The sequence below is a fragment of the Bradyrhizobium sp. 191 genome (assembly GCF_023100985.1).
Classification (GTDB): domain Bacteria; phylum Pseudomonadota; class Alphaproteobacteria; order Rhizobiales; family Xanthobacteraceae; genus Bradyrhizobium; species Bradyrhizobium diversitatis.
Genome location: NZ_CP064692.1, coordinates 262603 through 283409, shown reverse-complemented (window position 1 = coordinate 283409; position 20807 = coordinate 262603). Strand labels below are relative to the sequence as shown.

19 protein-coding genes and 1 tRNA gene are annotated in these 20807 nt (G+C 64.2%); 3 read left to right on the top strand and 17 right to left on the bottom strand.

What is annotated here, in order from left to right; genetic code table 11:
- Nucleotides 1-28: 28 nt before the first annotated feature.
- The 8 genes from IVB23_RS01355 to IVB23_RS01320 all read right to left on the bottom strand — a co-directional run bounded on the left by IVB23_RS01355 (nt 29) and on the right by IVB23_RS01320 (nt 8791).
- The gene (locus IVB23_RS01355) at nt 29-1342 is read right to left on the bottom strand and encodes a TRAP transporter large permease subunit (RefSeq protein ID WP_197966280.1); all 1314 of its coding nucleotides are present in this window, start codon (nt 1340-1342) and stop codon (nt 29-31) included.
- 2 nt (nt 1343-1344) lie between these two features.
- Complete coding sequence (locus tag IVB23_RS01350; RefSeq protein ID WP_061881630.1) at nt 1345-1938, bottom strand: TRAP transporter small permease; 594 nt, start codon at nt 1936-1938, stop codon at nt 1345-1347.
- A gap of 161 nt (nt 1939-2099) precedes the next feature.
- Nucleotides 2100-2897: an MBL fold metallo-hydrolase gene (locus IVB23_RS01345; RefSeq protein WP_061881631.1), complete on the bottom strand. Its 798-nt coding sequence runs from the start codon at nt 2895-2897 to the stop codon at nt 2100-2102.
- Nucleotides 2898-2910: 13 nt separating this feature from the next.
- Nucleotides 2911-3687, bottom strand: a complete 777-nt coding sequence (locus tag IVB23_RS01340; RefSeq protein WP_061881632.1) for a TatD family hydrolase — start codon at nt 3685-3687, stop codon at nt 2911-2913.
- 13 nt (nt 3688-3700) lie between these two features.
- Nucleotides 3701-5686: a methionine--tRNA ligase gene (gene metG / locus IVB23_RS01335; RefSeq protein ID WP_247802275.1), complete on the bottom strand. Its 1986-nt coding sequence runs from the start codon at nt 5684-5686 to the stop codon at nt 3701-3703.
- A 110-nt stretch (nt 5687-5796) separates the two neighbouring features.
- On the bottom strand, nt 5797-6843 hold the full coding sequence (locus IVB23_RS01330; RefSeq protein WP_061881633.1) for a DNA polymerase III subunit delta': 1047 nt from the start codon (nt 6841-6843) through the stop codon (nt 5797-5799).
- On the bottom strand, nt 6840-7526 hold the full coding sequence (tmk, locus tag IVB23_RS01325; RefSeq protein WP_061881634.1) for a dTMP kinase: 687 nt from the start codon (nt 7524-7526) through the stop codon (nt 6840-6842). The genes IVB23_RS01330 and tmk overlap by 4 nt, the downstream gene beginning before the upstream one ends.
- A gap of 2 nt (nt 7527-7528) precedes the next feature.
- Nucleotides 7529-8791, bottom strand: coding sequence for a D-alanyl-D-alanine carboxypeptidase family protein (locus tag IVB23_RS01320; protein ID WP_247802274.1), 1263 nt, complete (start codon nt 8789-8791; stop codon nt 7529-7531).
- Nucleotides 8792-8945: 154 nt separating this feature from the next.
- Here IVB23_RS01320 and IVB23_RS01315 point away from each other — a divergent pair, with 154 nt between their 5' ends.
- Nucleotides 8946-9902: an alpha/beta hydrolase gene (locus tag IVB23_RS01315; protein ID WP_247802273.1), complete on the top strand. Its 957-nt coding sequence runs from the start codon at nt 8946-8948 to the stop codon at nt 9900-9902.
- Here the strand turns inward: IVB23_RS01315 and IVB23_RS01310 are convergent.
- Nucleotides 9896-10819, bottom strand: coding sequence for a septal ring lytic transglycosylase RlpA family protein (locus tag IVB23_RS01310; protein WP_247802272.1), 924 nt, complete (start codon nt 10817-10819; stop codon nt 9896-9898). The two genes, IVB23_RS01315 and IVB23_RS01310, sit on opposite strands and share 7 nt — an antisense overlap.
- Before the next feature lie 788 nt (nt 10820-11607).
- Between IVB23_RS01310 and IVB23_RS39320 the strand changes: the two genes are divergently transcribed.
- Nucleotides 11608-11736, top strand: coding sequence for a hypothetical protein (locus IVB23_RS39320; protein WP_256469072.1), 129 nt, complete (start codon nt 11608-11610; stop codon nt 11734-11736).
- A gap of 33 nt (nt 11737-11769) precedes the next feature.
- Here the strand turns inward: IVB23_RS39320 and IVB23_RS01305 are convergent, their stop codons facing one another.
- From IVB23_RS01305 to IVB23_RS01285, 5 genes are all read right to left on the bottom strand, one after another.
- Entirely contained in the window at nt 11770-12006 is a 237-nt protein-coding gene (locus tag IVB23_RS01305; RefSeq protein ID WP_210343316.1) for a hypothetical protein, read from the bottom strand.
- Between the two features lie 97 nt (nt 12007-12103).
- Nucleotides 12104-12424, bottom strand: a complete 321-nt coding sequence (locus IVB23_RS01300; protein WP_247802271.1) for a DUF1476 domain-containing protein — start codon at nt 12422-12424, stop codon at nt 12104-12106.
- Between the two features lie 374 nt (nt 12425-12798).
- A complete protein-coding gene (locus tag IVB23_RS01295) occupies nt 12799-12990 on the bottom strand; it encodes a hypothetical protein (protein WP_061881641.1) in 192 nt (63 codons plus the stop codon).
- A gap of 227 nt (nt 12991-13217) precedes the next feature.
- Nucleotides 13218-13892 carry an endonuclease/exonuclease/phosphatase family protein gene (locus tag IVB23_RS01290; protein WP_247802270.1) on the bottom strand — a complete coding sequence of 225 codons (675 nt, stop codon included), beginning with the start codon at nt 13890-13892 and terminating at the stop codon, nt 13218-13220.
- A complete protein-coding gene (locus tag IVB23_RS01285) occupies nt 13892-15925 on the bottom strand; it encodes a VTT domain-containing protein (RefSeq protein ID WP_247802269.1) in 2034 nt (677 codons plus the stop codon). The genes IVB23_RS01290 and IVB23_RS01285 overlap by 1 nt, the downstream gene beginning before the upstream one ends.
- A 416-nt stretch (nt 15926-16341) precedes the next feature.
- Here IVB23_RS01285 and IVB23_RS01280 point away from each other — a divergent pair, with 416 nt between their 5' ends.
- On the top strand, nt 16342-16950 hold the full coding sequence (locus tag IVB23_RS01280) for a hypothetical protein (protein WP_247802268.1): 609 nt from the start codon (nt 16342-16344) through the stop codon (nt 16948-16950).
- Nucleotides 16951-17656: 706 nt separating this feature from the next.
- Here the strand turns inward: IVB23_RS01280 and IVB23_RS01275 are convergent.
- From IVB23_RS01275 to ilvD, 3 genes are all read right to left on the bottom strand, one after another.
- Nucleotides 17657-17746, bottom strand: a tRNA-Ser gene (locus IVB23_RS01275).
- 533 nt (nt 17747-18279) lie between these two features.
- Nucleotides 18280-18654, bottom strand: a complete 375-nt coding sequence (locus IVB23_RS01270) for a hypothetical protein (protein ID WP_247802267.1) — start codon at nt 18652-18654, stop codon at nt 18280-18282.
- A gap of 170 nt (nt 18655-18824) precedes the next feature.
- Nucleotides 18825-20675: a dihydroxy-acid dehydratase gene (gene ilvD / locus IVB23_RS01265; protein WP_247802266.1), complete on the bottom strand. Its 1851-nt coding sequence runs from the start codon at nt 20673-20675 to the stop codon at nt 18825-18827.
- Nucleotides 20676-20807: the final 132 nt, after the last annotated feature.

The window sequence follows — 20807 nt, the reverse complement described above, 5'->3', positions numbered from 1 at the left end:
TCACAGTAAACTTGAAAACCGGATGCGGTCAGTCTGGGAAAGCGAGCTTGGGCAGAAACATCACGATCTGCGGATACTCAGTGATGATGAACACGGAAGCGAGCAGCAGGACGAAGAACGGAAAGGCTGCCCGCGCAACGGTGAACGTATCACGACCGCTCATATTCTGGAGCACAAACAGATTGAATCCGACCGGCGGCGTGATCTGCGCCATTTCCACATGAATGATGAGATAGACGCCGAACCAGACCAGGTCGAGCCCGGCCTGCCTGACCATCGGCAGCACGATGACGGCGGTCAGAACGATCATCGAGATGCCGTCGATCAGGCATCCCAGGATGATGTACATGATGCTCAGATACAGCGCGAGCATGCTCGGCGTGAGCTGCTGCCCCTGGACCCAGGTGGCGAGCGCGGCCGGAATGCCCGTATAGGCCATCGCGGCCGTGGTGTAGGCCGCGCCTGCCAGGATCAGCATGATCATGCAGGTCAGGCGCGTCGCGCTCATGATGCTCTCGAGGAAGTTCTTCCGCGTCAGCGTGCCACTCCACCACGCCAGCAGCAGCGCGCCCGTGACGCCCCATGCCGCGCATTCCGTGGCTGTCGCGAAGCCCAGCACCAGCGAAAAGAAGACGGCCAGGATCAGGAGTAGGCAGGGTGCGAGCTTCGCCGATTCTTGAAGCTTCTGCCGGAATGGCATCGGCGGATCGCGCGGCGGGACCTTCTTGGGATTGAGCAGCGACCAGATGATGATGTAGCCCGAATAGAGCACCATCACGAGCACGCCCGGCAGGAATCCGCCGAGAAACACCTGAAGCACGGAGACGTTCGCCGTGACCGCGTAGACCACCATCGGGATCGAGGGCGGAATCAAGAGGCCGAGCGTGCCCGCGCCTGCGAGCGAACCGAGACTGAGGTTCTTGTCGTAGCCGCGCTTGTCCAGCTCAGGCAGCGCGATCTTTCCAATCGTCGCGCAGGTCGCCGCCGAAGAGCCCGACACCGCCGCAAAGATGCCGCAGCCGATCACGTTGACATGGGTCAGGCGTCCCGGCAGCCACTGAACCCAGGGCGACAGCCCTCGGAACATCTCTTCCGACAATTTGGTGCGGAAGAGGATCTCGCCCATCCAGATGAACAGCGGCAGCGCGGCCAGCGTCCATGACGAGCTGGCGCTCCAGGTGGTGGTGGCGAGCACGGCGCCGAGCGGGAGGCTCGTCGTCAGCGCCATCGCCACGAAGCCGACAAGTCCAAGCGAGACCGCGATCCACACGCCGCTTCCCAGCAGCAGGATCATGACGCCGAGCAGAACGAACGACAGCTCGATCATACCGAGATTGGCCATGGTCAACCTCCGCCGCCCTGCGAGATGCGCTCGATGAATTCGTCCGGCGTCTCATCGGGCGAGCCCTTCTCGTAGCTTGGGCGGCGGCCGCCGACGACATTGACCATCTCATCGATGAGCGCGATCGACAGGATCGCAAGGCCGCCGGCAAAGCCGAGCTGCGGAATCCAGAGCGGGAGCGCGACGACGCCCTGCGCCACATCGTTGAAGCGCCAGGAATCGTAGGTCATCTGCACGGCATAGCGGGTGAAATAGAGGATGAAGGCGGTGGCGATACCGAGCGCCGTGATCTCGGCGATCTGCTTGGTCCGCCCGTGCAGACGCTCCAGCAGCAGGCCGACGCGGATCATCTCTCCGCGCTTGAAGGTGTGCGCGAGACCGAGGAAAGCCATCGCGGCCATGCACCAGGACGCGAAATCGTCGCCGGCGGGAATGTTGATCGCAAATTGGCGCCCGACCGACATGGCCATCATGATTGCGAAGATCGCGACCAGGAAGACGCCCGCGGCGTAGCCCGCGCCGAGATAAAGCAGGTCCAGAGCGCGTCGCACCGGTCCTTGAGCCGCCACATCGTCCTCTGCCAACGCGATCCCCATCCTCACACGAGGCGATTCGACCGACCGATTGCACTTGGGTAGTGCCGGTTCCGTTTGAATATCGCCCTGCCCAGCGCCTGTCTTTCAGACGTTAGATCAACATGATGGGGCAAACGCAAGCAAGGTCTATGCCGGCCGGCAGCAGAATTTCCACCCCAGGTTCAGTGCATTTCCAGTCGCAGCCCGTCATAGGCTGGCACCACGCCGGCCGGCAGCGACTGCCGGATGACCTCGTAGTCGACGTCGGCGGTCATGTTGGTGATGACCGCGCGCTTCGGCTTGAACCGCTCGATCCAGGACAGCGCGTCGTTGATGCTGAAATGGCTGACATGGCTGGTGTAGCGCAGGCCATCGACGATCCAGAGGTCCAGATTTTCCAGTGCGCCCCAGCTCTCGCGCGGGATGTCGTTGAGGTCGGGCGTGTAGGCGGCATCGCCGATGCGATAGCCGAGCGCGGGAATGTTGCCGTGCTGCACCAGGAAGGCTGTCATCGTCACCGCGCCACCCTTCCCCAGGATGGTCTGGCTCTCGCCCGCCTCGATCGAATGCCGAGTCAGGATCGGCGGGTAGTCGCTGCCCTCCGGCGAGATGAAGCAATAGGAGAATCGCGACAGGATGTCCTTGGCGGTCGACTGGTTGAAGTAGGTCGGGATACGACGGCGCATGTGCATGACGACCGAGCGTAGATCGTCCATGCCGTGGGTCTGGTCGGCATGCTCGTGCGTCAGGAACACTGCGTCGATGTGATCGACATTGGTCGAGAGCAACTGCTCGCGCAGATCCGGCGAGGTGTCGATCACGATGCGTGTCGTGCCGTGCTCGGACGTCCGTTCGACCAGCAGCGAGCAGCGGCGACGGCGGTTCTTTGGATTGTTGGGATCGCAGGCGCCCCAGCCGAGCGCCGGGCGCGGCACGCCGGCAGAGGAGCCGCAGCCCAGGATCGTCAGCGTCAACGTCATGTGGCCCCCAGTCTCAAGCTCTCACCTTCGAGAACAGGCGGAAGAAGTTTTCGCTTGTCTGGCGCGAGATCTCGTCAAACGACACGCCGCGTGTCTCGGCGAGCACCTTTGCCACCTCGACGACATAGGCCGGCTCGTTGCGCTTGCCTCGAAACTTGCCGGGCGCAAGATAAGGCGAGTCCGTTTCAACCAGAATACGGTCCGATGGCAGCTCGGCCGCGAGCGCGCGCAAAGCCTCTGATTTCTTGAAGGTCAGGATTCCCGTGAAGCCGATATAGAGCCCGAGCGACACCGCCTTCAGTGCCAGCTCGCGTCCGCCCGTATAACAATGCAGCACGGCGCGAAACGATCCCTTTGCCACCTCGTCTTCCAGAATGCGTGCGCAGTCCTCGTCGGCTTCGCGGGTGTGGATCACCAGCGGCAGGCCGGTGGCGCGGGCGGCGGCGATGTGAGCGCGAAAGCCCCTCGCCTGCGCCTCCGGCGAGCCGTTGTCGTAGAAATAATCGAGCCCGGCTTCGCCGAGCGCGACGACCTTGCGGTGCTGCGTCAGGGCAACGAGCTCGTCCGGCGCGATGCCGTCCTCCTCGTCCGCGTTGTGCGGATGGGTGCCGACCGAGCAATAGACGTCGTCATAGCGTTCGGCGATCGCGAGCAGATCCTTGAGCCGGCGCACCCGCGTCGAGATCGTGACCATGCGCGTGATTCCGGCCGCTCGCGCCCGCGACACGATCCCGTCGAGATCTTCCGCAAAGTCCGGAAAATCCAGGTGGCAGTGGCTGTCGACCAGCATCACGCGAGCGCCTTCAGGCCGCCGGCTCGACGTAGCGCGGGAACGCCGGCGTCGGCGCGGGCAGCGTCGAACCGGGCGCGATGCGCCTGGCACCGCCGAGCATGGCAAAACCGCGCTCGGTCTCGGGGATGCCGAGGCTGTCGAGCAGCTTGGCTAAGGCGGTCGGCATCGCGGGCTGAGCCAGGATCGCGATCTGGCGCACGACTTCGGCGGTGACGTAGAGCACCGTCTTCTGCCTTGCAGGATCCGTCTTCGCGAGCGCCCACGGCGCCTCGCCCGCGAAATAGCGGTTGGCCTCCGCGACCACGGCCCAGACCGCGTTGAGCCATTGATGGATCTGCTGCGTCGCCATGGCCTCGCGCGACGCAGCGATCATGCCGTCGGCCATTGCCAGCATCGCCTTGTCGTTGTCGCTGAAGTCCCCGGGCTCGGGCAGCACGCCGCCGAACTGCTTGGCGATCATCGAGAGCGAGCGCTGCGCGAGGTTGCCGAGGTCGTTGGCGAGATCGGCATTGATGCGCGCCACGATGGCCTCGTGATTGTAGTTGCCGTCCTGGCCGAACGGCACCTCGCGCAGGAAGAAATAGCGCATCTGGTCGACGCCGTACTGGTCGGCGAGATTGAAGGGATCGACGACGTTGCCGACCGACTTCGACATCTTCTCGCCCCTGCTGAACAGGAAGCCGTGGGCATAGACCCGCCTCGGCAGCCGGATTCCGGCCGACAGGAGGAAGGCCGGCCAATACACCGCATGGAAGCGGATGATGTCCTTGCCGATGATGTGCACGTCCGCCGGCCAGTAGCGCCAGTTCCTGTCGCTCTCATCGGGAAAGCCGACGCCGGTGATGTAGTTAGTCAGCGCGTCGACCCAGACATACATCACGTGTCCTTCGTCGCCGGGCACCTTCACGCCCCAATCGAAGGTGGTGCGCGAGATCGAGAGATCGCGCAAGCCGCCCCTGACGAAGCTCACCACCTCGTTCTTACGGGAGTCCGGACCTATGAAATCAGGGTGGTCCGCGTAGAGCTTGAGCAGCCTGTCCTGGTACGCCGACAGGCGGAAGAAATAGCTCTTCTCCTCGACCCATTCGACCGGCGTACCCTGCGGGCCCAAGCGCACGCCGTCGTCGTTCACGCGCGTCTCATCCTCGGCGTAATAGGCCTCGTCACGGACCGAGTACCAGCCCGAATAGGTGTCGGCATAGATGTCGCCGTTCGCTTCCATGCGCCGCCAGATCTCCTGGCTGGAGCGGTGATGCTGCTCCTCGGTGGTGCGGATGAAGCGGTCGAACGACACGTTCAGACGCTCGTCCATCTCCTTGAAGCGGCCGGCATTGCGGGTCGCGAGCGCGGCGGCGGACATGCCCTCCCCGGCCGCGGTCTGAACCATTTTCTGACCGTGCTCGTCGGTGCCGGTCAGGAAGAACACATCCTTGCCGTCGAGCCGCGCAAAGCGCGCCAGCGCGTCGGTCGCGATCGCCTCATAGGCGTGACCGATATGCGGGCTGCCATTGGGATAGGCGATCGCGGTCGTGATGTAGAAGACGTTGTCGCGCGCGGGGGCGGTAACGGGCGCGGCAGTCACGGCAGGTGCAGCGACCGGCTTCGGCGCACGCGGGCTCTTGGGTTTCGATACCTTGGGCGTCACAGCCCTCGGCGGCGTGACGACAGGAGACGGCGCGGCGGTCACGGCAGGTGCAGCCGCCTTCTTCGCAACCTTCTTCGCCGGAGCCCTTGCCGGAGCCTTTGCCGGCTTGTTGACAGCTGATTTCTTCGAAGCCTTCTTGGCGACGACCTGCCCCTTCGCGGCCTTTTTGCCGGCCTTCTTCGTGGTCTTTGCAGCGCTCTTCGTCACGCCCTTCCTGGCGGCGGCCTTCTTGGACTTCTTGGTCTTTTTGGCGGCTTTGGCCGGGCGCGCCTTCACGGTCTTCACGGCCTTCTTGGCAGACTTCTTCTTGCTGCTCTTGCCTTTGACGGTCTTCTTAGCTCGCGTTGCCACCACGAATTCCTTTACCGGCCTGTCCGAAATCTGGAAACGAACCTGCGTTAGGTTGTTGTTTTGCGCATGATCTTTTCGGAAAACCGCTCCACACTTTTCCGGATCATGCTCTAGCGCGTTGCGTCCGCCAGCCAGCCAAACACCGAGAAGACCAAGGGCTTGCGCTCCAGATTGTAGGTTTCGGTGTCGCGCGCGGCGCGGACGATCTTTTCCCATACCTCAGCTAGGCGCGCAAGGCGCGGCAGGTTCTGGTTGGCATTGGCCTCATCCGCATGCAGCCGCTCCGCGATCCAGCGGTCGATGCCGTCGATGAAGGCGGCAAGCGCGACGCGGTCGCTGGTGCCGAGCGAATCGCCGAGCGTGTGCAATTCGCGTGGATCGACCTGCGGCAGGCGCGCGAGCAGCGCTGCCGTGCGCTGTTGAAGTTTCAGGGCGTCGCCGCCGAGCAGCGTCAGCGCCCGTGCGACGCTTCCCTCGGAGGCCTCGGCCGCCTCGCGCAGCGCGGGATCGTTCGGATCGAGCTCGGCCGCCGAAGCTGTGGCCGCGATCACGTCATCCGTGGCGAGCGGCCGCAGGCGCAGCTTGCGGCAGCGTGACTGGATCGTGGCGAGCACACGCGCGGGCGCGTGGCTCACCAGAAGGAATAGCGATTGCTGGGGCGGCTCCTCGAGGATCTTCAGAAGCGCATTGGCCGCGTTTGGATTGAGCTCGTCGACGGTGTCGACGATGCAGACGCGCCAGCCTTCGGCTGCCGCGGTCGAGCCGAAGAACGCAATCGTCTCGCGCGTCTCGTCCACAGTGATCACGGTGCGCATCACGCCGCGATCATTGGCGGTTCGCTCCAGCGCCAGCAGGCCACCATGCGAGCCGGCGGCCACCTGCCGCGCGACCGCGTCGTCAGGATCGCTCGCAAGGTTCTCGGCGCGCTGCACGGCGGACGCGAGCGGCTGAGAATGAGCGAGCACGAAGCGCGCCATGCGGTAGGCCAGCGTTGCCTTGCCGATGCCTTGCGGCCCGCCGATCAGCCAGGCATGTGGAATGCGCCCGCTGCGATAGGCCGCCAGCAACGCGGCCTCGGCCTCTCGATGGCCAAACAGCCGCGATGTTTCACGCGGATGGGGAATGGCGGTTTCGCGTTCGGCCTGACGCGGGCTCATGCCGAAATCACCGAAGCCGGCGTGGGAAGAAGACGATCGCGCAGCGCCGTCCAGATTCGGGCTGCGACCGTGTCAGGATCGGAATTGGCGTCAATCAGCACGCAGCGCGCGGGCTCGTCCGCCGCGATCTTGCGATAGGCTTCGCGGAGGCCCTCGTGGAAGCTGAGCTTCTCGGCCTCGAACCTGTCAGGCGTGTCGCTGCCGCGGCGCGCGGCAGCGCGTTGCAGGCCAATCTCGACCGGCAAATCGAGGATGATGGTGAGATCAGGCTTGAGATCGCCGATCGTGACCCTTTGCATGGCGTTGATCAGGCCCTCGGGAACGCGGCCGAGGCTGCCCTGATAGGCCCGAGTCGAGTCGGCGAAACGGTCGCAGAGCACCCAGGTGCCCTGGTTGAGCGCAGGCAGGATCACGGTGCGGACATGGTCATCGCGCGCGGCGGCAAAAAGCAGCGTCTCCGCCTCAGGGCCGAGCAGCTTGCCCATACCCGACAGCACCAGGTGACGCATGATCTCAGCGCCTGGCGAGCCGCCCGGCTCACGCGTGACCCGGATGCGCAGCTTTGCCGCCTTGAGGCGGTCAGCGAGCTTCTTGATCTGGGTCGACTTGCCCGCGCCCTCGCCGCCTTCAAAGGTGATGAAGCGTCCACGTCCGGACGGCCGTTGTACCGCACTCTCACTCATGATCAGAGCTTCTCGGCGCCTGCGCGGAACATGCCGATCACGAGCTCGCTGGCACCGTCGATCGCGCGGCGCATGGTCGAACCGGTTCCGATCGCTTCCGCCGCATAGACCGGCGTCTCGACCGCGATGTTGCCGCTGCGCCAGACCCTGACCACGCCGACCCGCTGGCCGGCCTCGATCGGCGCGCGCACCGGACCGCTATAGACGATGCGCGCAATCAACTTGTCGCTGCCGTTCTTGTGCACCATCACCTTCACCGGCGTCCTGGCGACGAGCTTGACCGAGCGGCTCTCGCCGCCGAACACCTTGGCGTAACCGACCGGCTGCTCCGCCGCGAACAGGATGCGGGTCTCGAAATTGCGGAAGCCCCATTCCAGCATCTTCTTGGCTTCCGTGGCGCGATCCTCGGGGTCTTCGAGGCCATTGACGACGACGATCAGCCGCGTGCCGTTCTGCACGGCCGAGCCCACCATGCCATAGCCGCCTTCCTTGGTGTAGCCGGTCTTGAGACCGTCAGCGCCTTCCATCGAATTGAGCAGCGGATTGCGGTTGAACTGGCGGATCTTGTTCCAGGTGAACTCCTTCTCGCCGAACAGTTTGTAGAAGTCGGGAAAGTCGAGAATGATATGACGGGCGAGCATGCCGAGCTCGCGCACCGTCATCTTGTTGCCGGGGTCGGGCAAGCCGTTGGAATTGGCGAAGGTCGATCTGGTGAGACCGAGTTCGCGTGCGCGCTTGGTCATGAAATCGGCAGCAAAGATCCGCTCATTGCCCGCCATGGCCTCGGCAAGCGCGATGCAGGCGTCATTGCCGCTCTGGATGATCGCGCCGTGCAGGAGATCGTCGACCGAGACCTTGCTGTTGATGGCCGCGAACATGGTCGAGCCGCCCGAGGGCGCGCCGCCCCGGCGCCAGGCGTTCTCGCTGATCCGGTACTCGTCCGTCAGCTTGATGTCGCCTTTCTTGATCGCATTGAAGACGACCTCCGCGGTCATCAGCTTCATCATGCTCGAGGGCGCGCGCAGCTCGTCGGCGTTCTTCTCGAACAGCACGCTGCCGCTGGAGGCTTCGATCAGGATCGCAGTCGGGGCATCGCCATCGAATCCGGCCTCTTCCGCTTTCTTGGCGCCCTGGACGCTCTGGTTGGCGGCATAGAGCGCCCCGCCCCAGCCGATCCCCGCCACCAGGGCCGCAGCGATCAGCCCGCGCACCAGCCTGCCGGCGGTGAGCCGGTTGCGACGAAGCAAAGGAAGACGAAATGCCATGGCGAAGCCCTGAGGGAGGCGTTCTAACAGCTGGAACAGATGCGAACAACACGCGGTTGGATGCTTGCCCGTGAGATTGCACGATTCTCCTCGCGCCCCTATCGTGGCATCTCATATTTCCCGACCAAACCCCTGAAACAAGGCGGAAAAGCGAATGTCCTCAACCCGCATGATCAAGGCCAACGGGGTCGAGCTGTTCGTCCGCGAAGCCGGCCAGGGACCGCTGGTGGTGCTTTGCCATGGCTGGCCGGAACTGTCCTACTCCTGGCGCCACCAGATCCCCGCGCTCGCCGAGGCCGGGTTTCACGTCGTCGCGCCCGACATGCGCGGCTACGGCCAAAGCGCGGCGCCGCCCGATGTTGCGGCCTACTCGATCTTCGATACGGTCGGTGACGTGGTCGGCCTCGTCCAGGCGCTCGGCGAGACCAGGGCGATGGTGGTCGGCCACGATTGGGGCGCCCCGGTCGCCTGGCACGCGGCACTGTTCCGGCCCGACATCTTCACGGCGGTCGCGGGCCTCAGCGTGCCGCCACCGTTCCGCGGGCGCGGCAGGCCGCTCGATTTGTTGCGCCAGGGTGGCGTGACCAATTTCTATTGGCAGTATTTCCAAACACCGGGCGTCGCCGAGGCCGAGCTTGAGCGCGACGTCGCCCGCACCATGCGCATCGTGCTCGGCGGACGTGGCCTCGCCGATCCCACCGCGGCCATGTTCGTGCAGGAGGACAAGGGCTTTCTCGGCCATGCGGGCGCCGAGCAGCCGCTGCCCGGCTGGCTCAGCGAGACTGATCTGGCCTATTTCACCGAAGCCTTCCGCAAGTCCGGCTTCCGCGGCGGGCTGAACTGGTACCGCAACATCGACCGCAACTGGGAGCTGACCGCGCCCTGGCAGGACGCACAGATCGACCAGCCTTCCCTCTTTATCGCAGGCTCAAAAGACGCCGTGATCACCGGCCTGATCGGCGCCAAGCGCGTCAACGAACTCGAGCGGGTGCTGCCCAATCTCAAGGGCAGGCTGATCCTCGAGGGCGCCGGCCATTGGGTGCAGCAGGAGCGGCCCCATGAGGTGAACGCGGCGCTGGTGAAATTCCTGACGGCGAGCGCGGCTCAGTAGAGCCCGCGGCCGCTCAGGATGTTGCGCGCCTCGGCGGCGCCATCCGATGAGGGCGCGCCCTCGGCGAGGTAGCGGCGGTCCTCGTCATAGGACACCGCGCGGGCGTTCTGGAGCGGCCGGCCCCGGCCGCGGCTCGAGGCCGACATTTCCGAGGTCGCATTGAGCGATGCCATGTCGGCCGAGGTGTTGCCGAGATTGTAGGGGCGTCCTTCCGGCATCGGGACCTCGCCGCGGATGGAGCCGCGGCTCGATGACGGCAGCTCCGGCACGAACGGCTTTGCCGAAGCGACACGGACCATCGAGGGCGACGGTGCCGGAACGCCGGTGCGCAAAGTGGCCATCAGCTGGCGGTCGTCGGAGCCTTCAAGCGGCGCCCGGCCGACATATTCGACGCGGACCTTGGCGACACCATTGCCTTTGAATTCAAGGAGTTCGGCAGCCTTGTTCGAGACGTCGATGAGGCGATTGCCGTGATAGGGCCCGCGGTCATTGACACGGACGATCAGCGACTTGCCGTTCGAGATATTGGTCACCCGGGCATAGGACGGCATCGGCAGGGTCGGATGCGCCGCGGTCAGCGAGGTCATGTCGAACACTTCGCCGTTGGCGGTCAAGCGGCCGTGGAAATCATCGCCGTACCAGGACGCCATGCCCTCGGCGCGGTAGTTGACGTCCTCCTCCGGCACGTAGGTCCGGCCCGCCACGACATAGGGCTTGCCGACACGGTAGGTGCCGCCGCCCTTCGGGACCGGTTCGCCCCAGGCCACCACTCGCGGGCTCGACGACACGCCGTATTTCGGATCGACGCGGCTGGCGAATTTGTTGGACGAGGCGCAATTGGCGAGCGCGATGCAGGTCGCGACCGCCGCAACACCACGCGCGGCCCGCAAAACCGAATCTGACCGTCGGATCCCCATGCGCCCCAAAATACCATTCCGCCGGAGGCGTACCCAACCCGCTTTGGCAACGGAGAGCGCTATCCGGTCCTGTGATTCCAAGGCGGCCCACCACCGCGTCGGAAGTAGTAAGGATAACGCAACCCGAACACGGCGGAAATGGGGAGCCCACACCGATCACGCCGGCATGGTAAACGGCGGGTTCGCTTCTCCCGCTGATCTACGGAACCTGGGCGCCCTGCTCTGTGCCACCGCTGGACAAGCTGTTGCGCCAAATCCTCACCCCACCCCGATTGTCGCGGCGCTCACCGAAATTCTTTTGACTGTGCAAGGCCGCACGCGTTTTCTCGGCTGGCAGGGGCGGATTGGAATTTAACGATGATCGAGACGGTTTCGGCACTGATGGGTCTGGTAAGCGCGGGGATCTTCCTGGCCCATGCGTTCGAAGGTTACCGCACGAGGGCCTGAAGGCACTCGCGCGGGCGGTAAGCGTCACCTCTTTCAAGGCGGCCCGTTCGGACGATTTTGATGGATCCGACCGAGCATCGTAGACGAGAGCAGCAGGTGTCCCATGCGCAACCATGACCTCGTATCCGATGGTTTCCTGGCATTGACCGCGGGCGGCCTGGTGCTGCTCTGCTCGAGCCTCGTGGCCCTGGCATTTGCCTGAGGGCCTTGCTTCCCGATCTACGACATCGCTGCACCGCGGCGCGGCAAGCGCCACTGTCCCGCTCCCATTCAGTTGATTGAATTTCTGCGTTCGGCGCCTCGACCAATTGGGAGAGCCATCACCAACGAGGGTGACGCAGATGCTTGCCGAGAAATTCTTCCTGGTCCTGGAATCCTTGATCCGCGGCGACCGTACCTATCCGGATGGAAGTCCCCGGATCATCAGCACCTGCCAGCACGTGCCGATCAAGCTGCCGGCGCAGAAATAGCCGGCGCGTCGGCAAGCCTGGATCACGTGCCGCTCAGCGCAGACCCAACAGTGAGCGGCGATAGAAGCCGCCCCGCGCCTCGCTCAGGCAGACGAAGCTGCCGTCAAATCCCTGGCCATAGCGCTTCTGACCCTTGCGGTAGTAGACGCCCTTCCTGAAGTCGAGCCAGACCACCCTGTCATGCGGGCAATGACGCTGCGCCTGCGCCTCGTAGCGAAACGGCGTCAGCGGCGTCGCCGAGACCTCGGCGCCGCCTGCACCAACCAGCATGGCGCCCGCGCACGCGACTGCGCCGGACCACTTGCTAAGGCCGCTCCGAGACACTCCCCACCTCCAGCTTCCGGTCGTCCCGTGATGGTCGCCGGTCTCACTGCTTGTCTGCTTCGAGCTGCGCCAGCGCCAGATGCAGGCACTCCTGAAGCTTCAGAGCGACCTGCTCGCGCGCGACGCCCTTGTCTGCGAGATCGCCCGACACCTTGCCGACGATATCGTTGATCGTCCGGCTCTCCAGGTGGTCCGTCACCAGCGCGGTCGCGTAGCCTGCGGCGGCATCCCCGCTGAGCCCGAGCTGGCCTGCGGCCCACAGCCCGAGCAGCTTGTTGGACCGCGCGGTGGCCTTGAACATGAACTCCTCGTCGTGAGCGAATTTGGCTTCAAAGCCCTGCTCGCGCTTGTCGAACGTGGTCATGGTCAGCTCCATTTTGGTTTCGCTGATGAGGATCGGACTTGCTGGGAGCGAAGGTCTCCGTGCTTCAGGTCAGTTTGGGATCATTTGAAGCTTCCTCCCGGAAGCCGAACGGCGTCAAGCCTGCCGATGCACGCGGGTGCACGGGACGCACCAGCCCCGCGCCAATCAACCCGGCCAGGCCGGCGATGCGTAGAAACGAACTGCTGAAGGTCGCCGACGTTTGTCGCAGCGCGGCCGAAGCGTCGCGCCGCGGGCCTTGGCAGAGGCCGTCCTGACGCTGAGCTGGCCCTGAGTGTCCAAGCGACACAAGCGGACAAAAAGGCCGCCGGGAGAAAGGAGAAAAGATTCAAGGATTGGGCAGCAAGCGCGTCCGCTCAGCCCTTCGGCGCCGCCGCTTCACGCGCCAGGCGCTCGGCCCTCAGCCGTTCCTTGTTGGCGTAAAACGCCTTCTGCGCCGCCTCGTGATCGCGCATGGCCTTCTCGGCCTCGATCCGGCGCGCCGCATCGCGCGCCTGGCGCTGTTCGGGGGTCAGGGGTTTGCGTCGAAAGGAAAGGTCTTCAGTCATGCCGAATGAACGCGGCGGCAAGGCAGAAGTTCCGTATGGTCCCGTTGAAGGGCATAGGCCCATCCATGAAGATTTGCGAAAACAACCCCATGCACAGCAGATAAGTCCTGCTGCCGCAACGCTTTTTCAAGGGCGCAAGAGCCCGTTCATCCCTCGGAACATCGTCTGACCGGGTTCCCCTTTTTGGGCCACGGCGAGAGGAGAAATGAAACGGGCGCGCCGGCAAATCAGATCTCGATGTCCGCGATCACAGGCAAATGGTCCGAATAGGCCCTCGCCTCGTCGTCGGTCCAGACTTTCCCGAACCGGCTATCGCGCGTTGCATAGATCCGGTCGAGCCGAAGCAAGGGTAAGCGTGCCGGGAAGGTTCGCAGCCGCGTACGGTTGGGGCAGGCTTGCGCGAGCACGCGCCGCACCGATTTCACCCAGAACCAGTCGTTGAAATCGCCGAGGACGACAGTTCTTCCAGGCTTCACCAGGCTCACCAGGGCCTGAGCCTGCGCATAACGCTCGTGGATACTCAGGCCGAGATGAGTGGCGACCACGCGGACGTCGCCAAGAGGCGTCAGCAATCCCGTGGCAATCGCTCGGCGTGGCTCCCGCTCCCGATACGACACGTCGACGATCTCCGGCACACCGGAGAACGGAAAGCGGCTCAGGAGCATCTGACCGTAATCACCATCCTCCGTGACGATCGACTTGGCGTGGACGCGATGATCGCCGACCACACGCGCGAGCTTCCCAAACGGATCGTCCGACCGGGATCGGGAATCCACCTCCTGAAGCGCGACGACATCCGGCGACCATTTGCGAATGATGGAGCAAACACCCTCCAGATCGAATTTCGGATTGAGACTGAACGTGCCGTGCACATTCCACGTCATGAAGCGCATCGGCGCCATCAGCGCCTCCCGGCGAGCCAGGTCGCGAGGAATTGCGCGCCCGCGCAGAACCCGAGCCAGCCCAGAAACGCCAGTGCGAGCAGCAAAACGTTGCTCCAGGACGCATTCCTGGCCAGATCCGCGATCTGAGCTCCCAGAACGGCCATGGCGAGAATCCCGGGCGTGATACCCAGCAGCGTTCCAACCATAAAGTCGCGAAGCGGCAGCGTGCTCGCACCGGCCACGACATTCACGATCGAGTACGGCGCGACGGGAATCATCCTGATGACGACGACGGCCAGAATACCTCTACCGACAATGCGTTCCTGGATGCGCGCTGCGCGTCGTCCAAGCAGATGCTGGAGGCGCTCTCGACCGAGTACCCGTCCGATCGAGAAAAGGACAAGGGCGCTGAGCAAGGCGCCAGCCATTGCAGTGAAGAAACCCAGCCATGGCCCGAGTGCGGCCGCAGTTGCGGCGATGAGGACGAGAATCGGAAACACGACCAGCCCGCCGACGACAAACGCTGCGATCGCGAACAATGGCCCCCAGATGGATTGCGAATAGGCAGACAGGAGCGTCGAAATGCGGCCCTCATCGGCGAAACCGCTCAAGGATGTGTACGACCAGGCCAGCGCCAGCCCAAGAAGCGCCACGACGATCGAGGCGATCCCGATTAAGGTCTTCGTTCTCCACATGCGAGATGCCGCGCGCTCCAGATGAAGAGGCAGCTCAGGGTCCGCCACGGGCTGAACCAAGGTAGCCAGCGTACTGGTTAGAGCCGAAGACTCGACTTTCCGCAACGCCTTGGCGCCACGCGCTTTTGACAGCTCGCCCAGCAGAGCGAACAGTCGATGCTCGTTTGTTGTGATCGCGTGCTCATCGAGATCGCAGAAATGGGCGATCAGGCGACGGCGGACCGATGTGATGAAATCCCGATGCTCCTCGGTCGCGGCTTCAAAGATCAAGTCACATTCGCTGTCCGCGCCCATCGACCGGTTGTTCAGGTTGGCCGAACCGATCCGCAAAATCCTGTTATCGACGATCATGAGCTTGCTGTGCACCATCACCGCGGCTTCCTTATTCCCGCTGCGCGAGACCGGGTAGACGAAGCGGATGCGATCGGCCACGCCGGCCTCGCTGAAGCAGTCGATGAAGGCACCGCGGCCGTTTTGCATGGCCTGGGATTCCAGCCACGAGGAATGCAGTTTCGGAGCGACGATCAGGGCTCGGAGCGACGGCACGCGGCGCATCTGCTCCGCCAGTTCGCGCGCCATCCTGGTCGCGCTGGTGAACTGATTTTCGATGTACACGAAGCTGGTCGCCGACCGGATCGCCGCAATGAAGGAGCGTTCGACTTCCCTGATGGTCGAACCTGCCGGACAGACCACCTCGGTCCTGGCGATACCGACCGGCAAGTCCTCGGCCTCGACCGGCACGTTCGCCGGCCAAGCGCTGCCCTCCGCTGCGTGCAGTACGTCCACCGGTTGACCGGCTGCACGCCAGCGCTGCTCCACGAGGTCGAACAGATCTGCCGCGGCATCCCCGTCGACCAGGCACTGAACATCATGAAACGGCGGGTATGGCTTGCGCTGGGGGTCGCAGCGCATGGCGAGATCGGCGCGATGATCACTCGTGTCCCAGCGCCTGATCGTCAGATCCAGCCCGCCGACGAACGCCAGCAAGCCATCGATACAGACGATCTTCTGGTGCTGGGCCGAACCGAACGGCAGCGTGGCGTCCAGATGAAACCGCACGCGGCCGTCCGTGCCGGCGGTGAATTTCGCAGCCGAATTCCATTCCCGTTCCGAGGCGTAAAACGAGACAAAGTCCCAGACGAGAATGTTGACGCGCAAGCCGGGACGTCGCTGGACCAGCGCGCGCAGGAATGGACCAAGCTCCTCAGGCAAGCCGTCATCCGTGCGTCCGGAAGCTCCGACCAGCCGGGTTTCACTGTGAATGTCCCACCCGACGATATAGACGAGATCTTGCGCCTCCAGCAGCGTCTCCCGCAGGGCCGCGAAATAAGCGGCAGCATCGTTCAGAACCGCCACACGCCGCGCTTCGCACCGCCGCCAGACGGTGTCGCCGGGGATCAGGATCGATGAACTCTGAAGCAGGTGGACCTCGCAATTCGCATTCGCATCTAAACACCTTGGATGCTCAAGGGGTTCCCACGATCGCGGTTCGGAGCGCAAAGGCCGTTGCCGCATCCCTGCATGACGTGCTCAACCGCAAGCTCGGCACCACGACGCGTGGTCGAATTCTCCGATGATGGTACTTCCAAGCATGCTCTCCATGTGGTCGAGAGTTCGAACAACAGACCGGACGGGACCAAGTTCCTGAAGCTGAGCGAACGACATCTCGAAGGCGGAGAGCGCCGAATGCAGACCACAAGGTCATTGAGACAGGTCAATACGGGCCAGCCCGAGCTCTGGAATTCTGACCTCGCAAGTCAACGGAGGCGGCCATGTCACAGCAGAGCAGCATGCATTTTTACCTCAACTGGGCCAAGGAGCGGATCGACGAAATGGATGCCGCATTGGCTTCCTTCGAGGTCAAGGCCGGCCAGGCCAAGGCTGAATCCAAGGTCAAGACTGATCAATTCCTGTCCGACCTGAAGAAGCGTCGCGATGAGTTTCAGGCGCAGCTCAAGACCCAGGCGGAGGCGGGCGAAGCCGCTTGGGCTAGTGCCAAGACAGATCTCGAAAGGCAATGGGCTGGATTCGAAGCCCAAATGAAGACCTTCTTCGAAGACGCTGGCAAACAGCTCGAGCAGCAGCAGGCCACGTTCAAGGACGTTGCGGCGGCACAGGCCAAGGCCTGGCGCGAAGCGGCGGACAAATTCCGCGAGGCCGCGGGCAAAGTGACTACGGCGCGCACCGCCGACGTCGATGCCGCACTCAAGCAGATGAAATCGGACGCGTCCGAAGCGGAAGCACGTCTGCAGAAGCTGAAGCAGGCCGGCAGCGAATCCTGGTCGGTCCTGAGCGCCGCGCTCGCCGAATCCCGGAAGGCGTTCGATCAAGCGAACCAAGCCGCGTGGAATGCGCTGAAGAGCGCTGATACGAAGAGCTGAAGCCGAGGCCCGCCAGTTCACCGCTGGCGCGGCTTCTCAATAATAGCGGCGTCTGGGGCGGCGTTCGTAGTCGTCGTAGCCATAGTACCCCTGTCGACCCTGCTGAAACTGCGGCGGTACCGTACCGTTGGGGTAGCATTGACCGTCTCGAACATCGACGTCTGCGCCATGACCACAGGGAACACGATATCTGCCGTAGCCTCCACCACCGCGATAGTAGTACTGCCGCGCAGCCTGTTCCTGAGGAGGAAGGTACCCGTTTGGATAGCACATGCCGTCACGGGCGCTCACATCCCAACCATGACCGCACGGTGGCGGCCTAACGGGGACATGATATTGGACAGTCTGAATCTCGGGTGAAATGTCCTGTGCCGCCGGGGTCCCGAAGTGAAGGGCGAGCGCAGCCGCGGCAACGCTGATGATCATGATCCGTCTCCTCCCCACAACGTATGACGGAGGCGCTGAATACCCGATGAACGGCATCTTGCGCGTCTCGAGACGCGCATGCTGGTCGGTGGTAGCCTTGATGGTTGGCTATGAAGCGGGCTCGTTTTGCCAGACCAACCTGATGTGATTGCGAGCACCACCACCGGCAGAAGCCATCCGACGATATCGACCGCTATCTTGGCCGTACCGAAACGATTGTACGTTCGCTCGTGCTCCGGTCGGTCGAACTCAGCTCAAACACCTGATCTTGCTGATTTTTTGGCGGAAGGGGTGGGATTCGAACCCACGGTACCCTTGCGGGCACGCCGGTTTTCAAGACCGGTGCCTTAAACCACTCGGCCACCCTTCCCCGTCAGCGGGCTCAAGCACTTAGCCAATGGTGGCGTTGAACGCAAGGCGAACACGTACAATCCGGTTCTGAACCGCGTCGCCGCTCCCGCATGATCAAGCCGAAACAAGGCAATCCCGTTCTTGAACAGATCGTCGCCGCATCATCGAGACTGATCAACAGGCGGCCTCGCCGGCGGCCGACGGAAACGGTGCGCATATCCCCGGAATACGCGACCGACAGCCGTCGACTCGCAGCGGGTCGGCGGCTCGATGGCTGTCCCAGGCTGGCACATGAACCTTGGCACGCGCCATGCAGACCCACCTTTAACCGGGGATTTTGCATTTCCCTCCCTGGGGCTGGAGCAACGCCGCCTGCCATATTTCAAGCAGGCGGCGTTGCTGTTTCCGCGGCCTGCGGATCGGGCGTATCCGTGTCAACGATCCGATTGTGCCGGCGATCACGGAAGTTCTGCCTGTTCGCGCTCTGAAGCAGCACCGGAAAAGAAAACGGCGCCCCCGAGGGAGCGCCGCGTGATGCTCGTCCGTGTCGGCTCAGTAGCCGCAGGACGCGCAGCCCATCTGGACCGGGGCGTAGTAGGAATAGCCCGGCGAGACCATCTCGACGCGCTGGCGCGTGGCGTATTGCGGGGGGATGCGCTCGTACTGGACGCCCGGGGGCGCGACCATCACGGTCTGCGGCACCATCACGGTACGGTACTGCGCCGGCGTGCGGTGCGCGACCACGGCGCCCGGCGAGACCATCACGGTCTCGTCGACCGCGCGGTATTGCGGCGGCACATATTGCTGCTGATAGCAGGTCGTGCAGGGCGGCGGCGTGTAGCAATTGTAGCAGCCGGCGGAGGCTGCGCCCGTCAAGGAAACCGCGGCGACGGCAGTCGAGAAGACGACGGCGAGAGTACGAGACATTGTGGTGGCGCCCCAGTTGCCCGAAATGGATTTGCGAAGGTGCCGCAGTATACGCCGTAAAATCCTCGGCTGCCGAACTTCGTCGAGGCATCCTTAATGCGAACAGCCGGCTTTCGCCGGCCGTTCAGAACTCGTTGACCATCTGCGTGCCGCGCAAACGCAGCGTGCGCTCAGTTCGAGCGGCGCTTGACCTCGCGCACCGCGCCGCGCGCGGCGCTGGTGGTGAGCGCGGCATAAGCCTGCAGCGCGGTCGAGACGTTGCGCTTGCGGCCCGTCGCCTGCCAGGCGGCATCACCCTTCGCCTCTTCCGCTGCGCGGCGGCTGGCGAGCTCCTCGTCGGAGACCTCCAGCGTGATGCTGCGGTTTGGAATGTCGATGGCGATGATGTCGCCGGTGCGAACCAGGCCAATGTTGCCGCCTTCGGCGGCTTCCGGCGACAGATGGCCGATCGACAGGCCGGACGAGCCGCCGGAAAAGCGTCCGTCGGTGACGAGCGCGCAAGCTTTGCCGAGGCCCATCGATTTCAGGTAGCTGGTCGGATACAGCATCTCCTGCATGCCGGGGCCGCCGCGCGGGCCTTCGTAGATGATGACCACGACCTCGCCGGCGATGACCTTGCCGCCCAGAATGCCTTCGATCGCGGCGTCCTGGCTTTCGAACACGCGCGCGGGGCCCGAGAATTTCAGGATCGAGGCGTCGACGCCGGCGGTCTTCACGATGCAGCCGTCCTGCGCGAGGTTGCCGTAGAGCACCGCGAGGCCGCCGTCCTTGCTGAAGGCATGCGCGAGGTCGCGCACCACGCCCTTCTCGCGGTCGGCATCGAGCTCGTCGTAGCGGCGCTCCTGGCTGAAGGCGACCTGGGTCGGGATGCCGCCGGGCGAAGCACGGTAGAAGGTGCGCACCGTCTCGCTCTTGGTGCGCTTGATATCCCAGCGCTCCAGCGCCTCGTTCATGGTCGGCGCATGCACGGTCGACACCGAAGTGTCGATCAGCCCGGCGCGGTCGAGCTCGCCCAGGATGCCCATGATGCCGCCGGCGCGGTGCACGTCCTCGACATGCACGTCGGCGACCGACGGCGCGACCTTGCACAGCACGGGCACGCGGCGCGAGAGGCGATCGATGTCCTGCATGGTGAACGCCACCTGCCCTTCATGGGCGGCGGCCAGGAGATGCAGCACGGTGTTGGTCGAGCCACCCATGGCGATGTCGAGCGTCATCGCGTTCTCGAACGCCTTGAAGTTGGCGATGTTGCGCGGAAGCACGGATGCATCGTCCTGCTCGTAATAGCGGCGGACCAGATCGACGATGGTGTGGCCGGCCTCGACGAACAGGCGCTTGCGGTCGGCATGGGTGGCGACCACCGAGCCGTTGCCGGGCAGCGCGAGGCCGAGCGCCTCGGTCAGGCAGTTCATGGAGTTGGCGGTGAACATGCCCGAGCAGGAGCCGCAGGTCGGGCACGCCGAGCGCTCGATCACCTTGACGTCGTCATCGCTGACCTTGGAGTCGGCGGCGGCGACCATGGCGTCGATGAGGTCGACCGCCTTGGTCTTGCCGGCCAGCTTGACCTTGCCGGCCTCCATCGGCCCGCCCGAGACGAACACGGCGGGGATGTTGAGCCTGAGCGCGGCCATCAGCATGCCGGGCGTGATCTTGTCGCAGTTGGAGATGCAGACGAGGCCGTCGGCGCAGTGCGCGTTGGCCATGTACTCGACGCTGTCGGCGATCAGCTCGCGCGACGGCAGGCTGTAGAGCATGCCGTCGTGCCCCATGGCGATGCCGTCGTCGACCGCGATGGTGTTGAACTCCTTGGCGACGCCGCCGGCCTGCTCGATCTCACGTGCCACGAGCTGGCCGAGGTCCTTGAGATGGACATGGCCCGGCACGAACTGGGTGAAGGAGTTGACGACCGCGATGATCGGCTTGCCGAAATCGCCGTCCTTCATGCCCGTGGCGCGCCAGAGGCCGCGGGCACCCGCCATGTTGCGGCCGTGAGTGGTGGTGCGGGAGCGATAGGCTGGCATGGCGGTTTCCGTCCTCGGGTTTGGGCCGGGCGGGAAAATGTGGAGCCGCCTCAGGCCTTTCCGGCCGGATAGCGCACGGGGTGAGCGGGCGCAACGGGAACTTGGGGCGGACAGGGCTCCCCTGCTCCCGGC